General features: G+C 41.8%; 8 protein-coding genes. 4 read left to right on the top strand and 4 right to left on the bottom strand.

All coding sequences use genetic code 11. The features are described 5' to 3' along the window. Positions 1 to 303: 303 nt before the first annotated feature. Genes menC through NST66_RS03960 form a run of 3 tightly spaced genes read right to left on the bottom strand, consistent with a single transcriptional unit; the run spans position 304 to position 3,070 of the window. Positions 304 to 1,413, bottom strand: coding sequence for an o-succinylbenzoate synthase (gene menC / locus NST66_RS03950; protein ID WP_340843076.1), 1,110 nt, complete (start codon positions 1,411 to 1,413; stop codon positions 304 to 306). Next, a complete protein-coding gene (locus tag NST66_RS03955; protein ID WP_340843077.1) occupies positions 1,410 to 2,237 on the bottom strand; it encodes a GNAT family N-acetyltransferase in 828 nt (275 codons plus the stop codon). The genes menC and NST66_RS03955 overlap by 4 nt, the downstream gene beginning before the upstream one ends. 26 nt (positions 2,238 to 2,263) lie before the next feature. Beyond that, positions 2,264 to 3,070 carry an SIS domain-containing protein gene (locus NST66_RS03960; protein WP_176344491.1) on the bottom strand — a complete coding sequence of 269 codons (807 nt, stop codon included), beginning with the start codon at positions 3,068 to 3,070 and terminating at the stop codon, positions 2,264 to 2,266. A gap of 190 nt (positions 3,071 to 3,260) precedes the next feature. Here NST66_RS03960 and NST66_RS03965 point away from each other — a divergent pair, with 190 nt between their 5' ends. Together NST66_RS03965 and NST66_RS03970 are read left to right on the top strand one after the other, a co-directional pair. Further along, a complete protein-coding gene (locus NST66_RS03965; RefSeq protein ID WP_028407737.1) occupies positions 3,261 to 4,631 on the top strand; it encodes a sigma-54 interaction domain-containing protein in 1,371 nt (456 codons plus the stop codon). Positions 4,632 to 4,704: 73 nt separating this feature from the next. Beyond that, a complete protein-coding gene (locus tag NST66_RS03970) occupies positions 4,705 to 6,021 on the top strand; it encodes an aspartate aminotransferase family protein (protein ID WP_034269959.1) in 1,317 nt (438 codons plus the stop codon). 196 nt (positions 6,022 to 6,217) lie between these two features. Here NST66_RS03970 and NST66_RS03975 read toward each other — a convergent pair whose 3' ends face one another. Then, positions 6,218 to 7,447 (bottom strand): IS110 family transposase, encoded by a 1,230-nt coding sequence (locus tag NST66_RS03975; protein WP_050691787.1) that lies wholly within the window; start codon positions 7,445 to 7,447, stop codon positions 6,218 to 6,220. Between the two features lie 382 nt (positions 7,448 to 7,829). Here NST66_RS03975 and NST66_RS03980 point away from each other — a divergent pair, with 382 nt between their 5' ends. Beyond that, positions 7,830 to 9,236, top strand: a complete 1,407-nt coding sequence (locus NST66_RS03980) for a sodium:solute symporter (RefSeq protein WP_034269962.1) — start codon at positions 7,830 to 7,832, stop codon at positions 9,234 to 9,236. A 130-nt stretch (positions 9,237 to 9,366) separates the two neighbouring features. Beyond that, a complete protein-coding gene (locus NST66_RS03985) occupies positions 9,367 to 10,704 on the top strand; it encodes an MFS transporter (protein ID WP_340843078.1) in 1,338 nt (445 codons plus the stop codon). Positions 10,705 to 11,028 lie beyond the last annotated feature (324 nt).

An 11,028-nucleotide genomic window follows, 5' to 3' on the forward strand; every position in this document is an offset into this window, starting at 1 on the left:
GCACGTATCATCTCGGGAGAGGAGCCTATAAAAAAGAGGCTGGGGCATAACTAAATCCATCCAATCTAAAAAGAAATCAATTGAATAAAGGAGCTAGTATGCGTTGCTTTTTACACCGCTGTTGATTTTCGTGCAAGACTCCGCTTTCCGCGGGCGGTAGAGCCTGGTCCTCCAATCCACAGTTAGAAGCCACTACATACATGAAACCTACGTTCACGTTTATCATCACAATAAAAAGATCCGAACGGTGTACCGTTCGGATTTTCCTTCAACTAACATACTTTTGTTCCAGCCTGTTTAAGATTAGCAAGTATAGGTTTTTTCGTGTAAAGTTAGCGCTTTTATCTGATCGTGATCAGGTTCATAGCCAATGCCCGGTGTATCAGGAACGGAAATAATGCCGTTGTCTACCGTGATTTCCGGATGAACAATATCACGCGGCCAGTATTTAGAGGATGCGGCCGTATCTCCGGGAAGCGTAAAATTGGCAAGTGTGGTAATGGCAATATTATGTGCTCGCCCTACACCTGATTCCAGCATGCCGCCGCACCATACGGGAATACCGTGAGCTTGGCAAAGGTCATGAATTTTTTTGGCTTCGGTTAGTCCGCCTACGCGTCCAATTTTAATATTAATAATTTGCGTGCTTCCAAGTTTAATAGCTTTTCGAACGTCTTCAGCTGAATGAATGCTTTCATCTAAGCAAATAGGGGTGCTCATGCGGGCCTGCAGTTCAGCGTGATCAATTAAATCATCATGAGCCAACGGCTGTTCAATCATCATTAAATCAAACTCATCAAGCTGAGCAAGGTGATTAGCATCTGCAAGCGTATAAGCAGAGTTCGCATCAACCATTAGGGGAATAGAAGGAAATTCGTTTCGAACCGCGCGCGTCAAGTTAAGATCCCAGCCCGGCTTAATTTTAATTTTGATTCGCTTATATCCTTCATTCAAGCCGGCTTCAATTTTGCGAAGCGTTTTGTCAATCGTAGGCTGAATGCCAACGCTAAGACCAACTTCAATTTGATTTTTAATGCCTCCTAGCGCTTTAGATAGAGAAAGGTTTTGCCTGCGCGCATACAAATCCCAAACTGCGCCTTCTAACGCCGCTTTTGCCATGTAATTGCCTCGAATATGAGCAAAGCGTTGGGATACTTCGTCAGGATGCTGAATGTCTTTCTGTTGAAGCAAAGGAATTAAAAAATCCTCCATAATGTGCCAGTTTGTTTTAAGCGTTTCTTCTTTATAAAAAGGGTCCGCGCACGCTACGGATTCAGCCCAGCCGGATTGTCCGTCTTCGTCTTGAATTTCTACTAAAATAAAATCTCGATCTACTTCTTTTCCAAGACTTGTCGTAAACGGATGAAGTAAATCCATTTTTAAATGCCGTAAAATGACATGTTTTATCTTCATTTTTGCACCTCTTTTTTCGTTAAAATATAAAAATGAACGGGTGCGCTGCTTTCTGGATGCTTTATAAAACCTGTTACTTGGAATCCTTTTGCAAAACACGTTTGAAATACGTATCTTGTACGCATCCGCCAGTCCAATGCGAGAGAAGGAGAGACTTCTTTCATTTGCTGAAACGCAGACGGAATAGCTACAGACACGACGTCACAATCCAACCATTTTTCATCAATATCTGTAACAGAAGGAAACCCTTCATCCGTTAACGTCCATTGAGTAAGCGATGCCTCCATTATTTGATCTGGCGTATAAAGAGGCTGAGCTCGTGTTGTATCTTCTGCGGATGCCCATTCTACAACGAATCGATCAGAAGGCAAGTCAGCATTTAACGGATCATTCATATCTCCGTAGCAGTTTTCAATATATATAGAACAAACGGCTCCAAGCTTTCCAATATTTAAATACCCGTTGGCGCTTTCTAACGGATCGTACGTCCAGCTGATATATGAATACCCCTTTTTTTTACTTTCCTGTCTCTGCGCATGCTTAAGCTTAGCTCCGATACCCATGCTGCGATAGGCAGAGTCAACTGCTAATATATGAGAACATAAGTAGACGCACGTTCCGTCAAACCCGGGGAAACTATATTGAAAGCCAATCAGCTTTTCATTTAGAAACGCACCGAGCACAAGACCTCCGTTTTTAACAGCGGTCAAAGTTTGATGAACGGGCGTTGCTTCTTCTTCTCCCCAGACGCGGCTTTCTAATGCGCGTACGTCTTCTAGTTCATTGGTTGTTGTAAGTGAACGAATCGTTAAAGCTTCAGTCATATGTTTACTTCCTTTCTTTTAATCATTTATTCTAAAAAGATGCCTTGCTCGGTATAGAGCTTTTCCAAGTGTTCTTGTCTTTTTCCAGCCGTTTTTTCATCTCTTTTTTGCATGCTGCTAATGACAATTTGAGACAGGGCAAGAAGCGATAAAATATGTTCGGTTGTTCCGGCTAAAAGCGTGATATCAGCGATTTGACCTACCGGAGACAGACGGCGGTCTGTAATGGCAATGACTTTCGCTCCTTGTTTTTTAGCCTGCTGAGCTACTTCGAGCGCTTCTTTTGTATAGCGCGGCAGTGAAAATACAACAACCGTTGATGCGCTTGTGAGATTGCATAGCGTTTCAAGCAAAAATCCAGTTGGAAAAGATAAAAGAACATGATTGCGAAGCTGATTCATTTTATAATACAGCCAGTACGCTGCCGTATGAGATTCACGGAAACCCGCAATATACACTTGATCACTTTTGATGAGCACATCTACAGCTTGAGATAACTCCTTTTCGTCAACGGGGGAAAGCCATTCACTAAAAGGTTTCTTTTCTTCCGCTGCCCAATCAGCTGCAGGCTTGCTAGCTGCTTCTTTTGATTCGGCAGAAGAAAGCCATTCTTTTCGCATTAGCTCCTGCAAATCTGAAAAACCATTTAACCCAAGTGCGTAAGCTAGACGAATAACAGTTGTTTCACTGACACCTGCTTCTTTGCCAATTTGCCCGGCCGTGTACAGCGAGCCTTTTTCCATAAAATTAACGAGAAACTCCGCCACTTTTTTTTGACCGCGAGAAAGGTCAGGAAATTTATGTTTAATTAATTCTTGAAATGATTGATTCATATACCCTCCTAATAAAAGAAGTTATAACTTCATAAAAATATATTAATGCATTTTTAACTTCATTTCAATTACTGTTTCAAAATAAAAAGAAGCCTTCGTGATATAATAAATTGATTATTCAAAAATAAATGCCGTTATTCAAAAACGAATTGTATTTTATTCAAAAGTGAATAGAAAGCGGGGAGCATACATGAATTCAGAATGGAATGAAAATCAGTGGATCCTTCATTCGTTAAAAGATGATTTGCTTGTGACGGATGAAAAAGGCATCATTGTCCGAATACATGAAGGAACGGGAAACATTTACGATGTAAAAGCTGAAAAACTGCTCGGAAAGTCTGTGTATGAACTTGAAAAACAAGGACTGTTTACCCCAATCGTTACCCCAATTGTGCTTGAAACAAAGAAGAAAATTACGCTTGTACAAACAACTAAACAAGGCAAGCAAGTGCTCGTTACTGGCATTCCGGTCAAAGATGAAAAAGGCGAGATTAAAAGAATCGTCAGCTATTCTCACGATGTGACGGAGCTGATGGAAATGAAAACATATCTTGATGCGATGGAAGGCGAAATGCAGCGCGTAAAGAGCGAGCTTATGCTGCTGCGAAACCAAAATCTATCAACAGAAGGAATTGTATGCAACAGCGATAAGATGCAGCACGTTCTTCGTACGGCTGTTCACGTTTCGAATGTAGACGTAAATATTTTACTTTTAGGGCAGTCAGGAGTAGGAAAAACGCACTTAGCCAAGCTGATACATAACAAAAGTACAAGAAGCAAAGGGCCGTTTATCGAAGTGAACTGCGGGGCGATTCCAGACCATTTATTTGAAGCGGAACTGTTTGGATATGAAGCAGGGGCTTTTACGGGTGCATCGAAAAACGGAAAAGTGGGACTGGTCGAATTAGCAGACGGGGGCACGCTTTTTTTAGATGAAGTGGGAGAGCTGTCACCGGCGCATCAAGTGAAAATTTTAAAGCTCATTCAAGAAAAACAGTTTTATTCCGTTGGAGGAAGAAAGCCCAAAACCGTGGACTTTCGCTTAATTGCAGCGACGAACAAAGATTTAGAAAAAGCCGTCGCTGAAAAAGAATTTCGAGAAGATTTGTATTTTCGTTTAAGCGTTGTACCGATTACCATTCCATCTTTGAACGAGCGTCCTGAAGATATTTTTCCGCTGCTCACACATTTTGCCGAGCAGTTTGAAAAGAAATACAACCGAAAAAGAACGTTTGATAATGCGGTTATTCACGCACTGCTTGCACATGAGTGGAAAGGAAACGTACGAGAGTTAATCAATGTGATTGAACACGCGGTGGTTGTGTCTTCACAAACGCTGATTACAATGGAGCATTTGCCGCATTCTCTGCATAGGAAAAAACGGATTCAACACGTTGAAGAACATGGGGAAATGAAGCTTAATGACGCGTTAAACGAGCTGGAAAAAGAGATATTAGTAAGAGCAAAAAAACAGTATAAAACGACAACAGAAATAGGTGAAGCACTCGGAATCAGTCAGCCTTCAGTTGTTAGAAAATTAAAAAAACATTCTGTTTTTTAACGTCTTTGGCACGCTCTTTGCATGTAAAACAAGTACAAACACATTACTTGATAGATTGCGAGGAGGAAGTCAGATGACGCAGGCATCACTTACACAGTTAATGAACAGTTTACCGGATTTACTAGCACCAAGCATGGCGAAAGATCATCCTAATTTACCGGTGGTAAAAGCAGAGGGCTGCTACTACTACGGAGCGGACGGAAAAACGTATTTAGATTTTACATCAGGTATTGCAACAGCGAATACAGGTCATCGTCACCCTAAAGTTGTACAAGCGATTAAAGATAGCGTTGATCATCTTATGCACGGCCCGTCAGGTGTGATTATGTACAAATCTATTTTACAGCTTGCTGAAGAATTAAAAACAGTATTGCCAAGAGGCCTGGACTGCTTTTTCTTTGCTAACAGCGGAACTGAAGCAATAGAAGGAGCGTTAAAGCTAGCAAAATACGTGACGCAAAGACCTTATACGGTTTCGTTTATGGGCTGCTTTCACGGCCGTTCTCTCGGAGCGCTTAGCGTGACAACATCAAAAAGCAAATACCGGAAATTTCTTCAGCCATCGGGCTTAACGTATCAAGTGCCTTATGCAGACGTGACTCAGTGTCCAAAAGGAGAAGATCCGGAAATCTACTGTGTGGAAAAGCTGGAAAAAGATTTTGACACGTTGTTTAAGCATCAAGTAACGCCGGAAGAAGTGGCGTGCATGATTGTAGAGCCGGTTCTTGGAGAAGGCGGCTACGTGATCCCGCCGAAAGCATGGCTGCAAAAAATAAGGGAAGTGTGTGACAGACACGGCATTCTGCTTATTTTTGACGAAGTGCAAACCGGCTTTGGACGTACCGGCGAGTGGTTTGCAGCTCAAACGTTTGACGTGACGCCTGACATTATGGCAATCGCAAAAGGCATAGCATCAGGACTTCCGCTAAGTGCTACCGTAGCTTCCAAGCAGCTCATGGAAAAGTGGCCGATTGGTACACACGGAACAACTTTTGGAGGCAACCCCATCGCTTGTTCAGCAGCACTTGCGACGCTAGACGTACTAAAAGAAGAAAAGCTGATTGAAAACTCAAAAGCAATGGGGAAATATGCAGCGGATCAGCTTCAGCATTTAAAAGCGAAGCATGAAGTGATCGGAAGCATTCGTTCAGTAGGACTAATGATTGGAATTGAAATTATTAATCCGAAAACAAAGCAAGGTGACGGAAATCTTCTTCTTGAGATTTTAGACAAATGTTTGGAAAAAGGGGTGCTGTTTTACCTTTGCGGAAATAGCGGAGAAGTGATTCGAATGATTCCTCCTTTAACGATTACAAAGGAAGAAATTGACGCCGGGCTTCGCGTGTTAGACGAAGCATTAACAGAAATCACAAGTCTTCACGTGATCTAAAGCTTTAAGAAGCTCTTTGTTTCAACGAAAGATAGATTGACCCATAATAAGACCTGCGGTAGTATGTCAACTGAAAAATGAAAGAACGTAAAGTTATCAAAGGGCAATTTACTTAAAAAAAGCATCACGAAACTAGACCAGTAACGAATGTTATTTACTGGAAAATATTTGAAAGGTAGCGATGACAAGTTTTATGTCATATTTTCACGCCCCTTTCTGGCGTAAAGAGTTGGTGACTGCGTAGTAGCGCATCCACCAATCGCACGAGTTTTCTTGCGGTTAGAACGAGTGCACGTTTGTGTTGATGTTTTGGTACTTCACTGTACTTTTTCACGTAGTAATCCCGGTAATCTGGAACTTGCTTTCGTACGGAGTTGGCGGCTTCAACTAAGTAATATCGCAAGTAGTGGTTACCGTTACGTGATAGGGACGTGTCTTCGGCAGTAAAGCGCCCAGACTGATGCTTTCGCCAGTATAGACCTGCGTATTTTGCTACTTTAGCTTCATCATCAAACCGGTCTATTTGGCCAATTTCAGCTATGATACCCGCAGCGAATACGGGACCAATTCCAGGGATGGATTCAAGCGTGTGTGTCAATCCAGCCATCAGTTTTTTGATCGCTTTGTCAATTTCTTTTATCTGCTTTTGGAAGGTGCGAATGACCTCGATCGAGGTCCCAAGTATCACATCCATGGAATCTTCCACTACCTTGTCCAAGCGATACGAAGATCGCACGGCTTTCTGAATGGAGGTTGCCACACATTTCGGGTCACCAAATCGGTTTTTCCCTTTCTCTTGAAGGAATGCTGCTAGTTCCTCCAGTGGTAGGTGGGCTAGTTCTTCCAAGCTGTATTTCTCTAAGAAAAGCTCCATCATTGCGTTACCGAAGACCGAGGAGTCTACTTCTTGAGAGAAAGTATTACACTTATAGCTTAGGTGTTGAAGAAAATGCTGCTTTTCTTTTGTCATCATACGAATGAGTTGGTAACGGGACCGAGTCAGTTGTTGTAAGGCCACGTATTGGCTTTCTTTGACCACTGACATCTGGTTACGTCCAAAACGTAAGTAATCCGCAATGATAAAGGCATCGATTTCATCTGTTTTGTTCATGTCCGAATAGCTTTTCTTAAAATTAGCTATTTGTTTAGGGTTCATGACAAACACCTTGGCACCGAAGACTTTTAAGTCTTCATCATGATGGAGAAACATCGACGGGTGAAAACTATAGACCGATGTAGATTCTAAGCCAATCTTTAAGACGTCAACTTCTTGATCGCCTATGCAGTCCAATAAACGCTCTTTAAGCAACGTCGCGCCTGGTAAGTCATTGGTGACGGTAAAGGCATTCAGCTTTTCTCCTTCACCATTTAAAATGCATACTTTCATATCAAACGAACTTACATCTAAACCAACAAATAATCTCACGGGAGAGACCTCCTTTCGATTTAGAATCACTTGGCATTTCCTTGGACGTCTCGAGATATCTCTAGTGTGTACGCCGACCAACAACCTCGTGTATCAGAGCTTCCCCTGCATTCGAAAGCCGCCATAGAGCTACTACCCTCTAGGTTCGAATGACAGGCTGCTCAGCCTGCGAGTAGGGAGTCCCGCGCGTTCACTGAGAAACAGTCTTACATTGTGGTTAATCCACAGGAGAAAGAAGAATTGTCCCAAATGATCCTATGATCATTATCTAGAAATATCTTGAGACGTCCAAGTAATATGTTATTTAGTTTATTAATTAATATGGAAACAGATCTTAGCTCCTAAATAGGGCTTAAATATAATATACGAGGAGGAATCTGTTATGAACGGACTGGATATGACGGTTATGTTTGTCTATTTTGGCGTATTGGTTGTAGCGGGTATCATTGGCTCATTAAAAGCAAAGTCATCAGAAGATTTTATTTTAGCCGGGCGAAACTTGGGGATGTTTATGTATTTAGGATGTTTGTCTGCCGTTATTTTAGGCGGGGCGTCAACGATTGGAACCGCTCAGCTTGGCTACGAGCACGGGCTGTCTGGCATTTGGTTTGTGACGATGATTGGACTTGGAATCATTACGCTTGGCACGATTTTTATTAAGCGGATTTCGTCGTTGAAAGTGACTACTATTAGTGAGCTGCTAGGAAAAAGATATAACGCTCAAGCGCAAATTATCAGCGCCGTTGTTGCCGCTATTTATACACTCATGGTATCGGTCACTCAAGTGATTGGAATGGGAACGATCATTCATGCATTGCTTGGATGGAACATGACGGCCTCGATGCTAATTGGCGGTTCGATTGTTTTGTTCTATACGATTTTAGGCGGAATGTGGAGCGTAACGGTTACTGATATTATTCAATTTGTTGTGATGACGGTGGCGATTTTTGGATTTATGCTTCCGATGAGTGTATCAGAAGCAGGAGGTTTCAAAGCCCTTACCGGAGATTTACCATCATCGTATTTTGATTTTTCATCGATTGGATACGGTCAAATTTTTCAGTATTTCCTTCTATATACGCTTGGTATGGCAGTTTCTCAAGATATTTGGCAGCGGGTATTTACGGCGCGAACAGAAAAAATTGCGCGAAACGGCTCTATTTTTGCAGGGGTGTACAGCATTGCCTACGCAATTGCGGGAAGTGTAATTGGAATGTGTGCATATTTGCTGCTGCCAAACGCAGAAAGCAGTCAAAGCATTTTTGCGACGCTTGCGATTCAAATTCTGCCTCAAGGGTTATTAGGTCTCGTACTTGCAGGCGTTTGTTCGGCGCTGATGTCAACTGCTTCAGGGACACTGCTTGCGTCTTCTACGCTCATTAGCAACGATATCATTAAAAAAGTGTGGCTTAAAAATATTTCAGAGAAAAATTATTTAATTTTAACCCGTGTGAATACACTTATTGTGGGCGTGCTTGCTATTATTTTTGCTCTTTGGATTCAAGACGTGCTTGTTGCTCTAGACGTGGCGTATGCCATCTTATCAGGAGCGATTTTTGTTCCGTTTGTTGTCTCGCTGTTTTGGAAAGACATTCATCCAAAAGCCGGAGTTTCAGCGATTGTTGTTAGTACGCTAGTAGTGCTTGGAGGTCTATTGATTGAAGGACTTTCTTCTACTACGCCAATTCTATACGGCATTTCAAGCAGCATCATTGTAATGGCTGGGTTTGCGGTTATGGCTCGAAACAAAGAACTGTCTGATCAAGAAAAGGTTCAAGAAGATATGTGAATAAGGGGGTAAAAAGCTTCTCATAGTAAAGTGAGAAGCTTTTTAGCATTTTGTATGCATAAGTATAGACAACAAACGGCAAGGAGGAGTACACTAGACGCTCAGATTATAGAGATAAGGAGATTGGTACATGAAGAGCAGAACGTCCGTAATGGTTAGTATTGTGCTGGCAATGCTAGTGGCTTCGCTTGATTCAACGATTATGAATACGACGATGCCCGTTATTGCAAAAGAGCTTGGAAGATTTGATTTGTACGCGTGGTCGTTTGCTTCGTACATGATTGCAAGTACGATTTTATCTCCGGTAGCGGGAAGATTATCGGATTTATTTGGCCGCAAAAAAGTATTTGGGTTTGGAATTATTGCTTTTTTAATTGGTTCGATGCTTTGCGGAGTGGCAAATACGATGATTCAGCTTGTTCTTTTCCGTGCGGTTCAAGGAATAGGAGCCGGGTTTATGGTGGCCTTTCCCGCTATTATTGCCGGAGACTTATTTCCAGTGGAGAAACGAGGGAAAATTCAGGCGCTCTTTACAACGATGTGGGGATTATCAGCTGTGTTAGCACCGCTTTTAGGCGCTTTTTTTGTGGATTATTTAACGTGGAGATGGATTTTCTTTATTAATTTACCGGTATGTATCGTCGCGTTTCTAGCGTTAATGCCGTATCAAGAAAGCTATGAGCCGAAAAGAGCAAAAGTCGATTACATCGGCGCTATTTTGTTTGGAGCGGGCGTTACCTCACTGCTGCTCGTAACAGTAGTGGAACAAAACCGAATTGTGTATGCAGTCGTTGGACTTATTTTATTAGTGATTTTTTATCTCCATGAACGAAAACATGTTTCTCCGATTGTACCGCTGTCTATGTTCCAAAACAAAACGCTGTCATGGATTAACATCAATGCGTTTATTGGAACGGTGGCTTTATTCGGAACGTCAAGCTACATTCCGTTATTTTTGCAGCGAGTAGCGCATTTGTCACTGTTTATGAGCGGAGTGGCGCTGTTAGGAACAGCGGTTGGATGGATGTCTGTGTCCGTGCCTGCAGGTAAATGGATTTTAAAATACGGCTACAGAAAGCTGTTGTTAATCGGGAATGTGCTGCTGGTTGGCTCAGGAACACTTCTGCTTATGCTAAATGAAAGTCACGGCTTCTTTTATGTGTTTTGCGTCATGATTGTACAAGGACTGTCGTTTGGTCTGCTTTCTACGGTTGGAGTCATTGGTGTACAGCAATTAGTAGGAGGACATGAAAGAGGTATTTCAACGTCATTTTTTATGTTTTGCCGAAACATGGGAACAGCAATCGGCGTTACGATTATGGGTGCGTTGCTGACTTCAGGCGGAAGCTTTATGGCAGGCATTCATCACTTGTTTTTATTTGGCTTTGCCGGAAGCATCGTGGCGTTATTAACGTCGTTAAAGATTCAAAACGATACGGAAACAAAGCACAGTCGAGCTGCTAGTTGAGGGAATTTATTCTAAATATGTTTATTTCATAAAAAAACGGGAAGAAACCAAATAAGGTCATAGAATTGCCTGAGAAATCGTAGGCATATTCTTCTTCTTCTTTCACTTACTACATGTGGGACGCCGGGTATCGGCGTCTTTTTTTTTGCTGTAAAAGAGCTGATTATATAATCAAACGCATATACATAAATGATTTTGTTCAAATAATGGGACTTTTTACAAAAATAAGTCTTTAAATGGTAAGTTACATTAGGTATAATTTAGGAGTTATTTAGCATATTTTAGAAATGTTTGACTGAGTTTGTACGAAAAAGTGAAAGGGGA

Origin of the sequence: Priestia sp. FSL W8-0524 (assembly GCF_038005965.1) — a bacterium.
GTDB classification, from domain to species: domain Bacteria; phylum Bacillota; class Bacilli; order Bacillales; family Bacillaceae_H; genus Priestia; species Priestia zanthoxyli.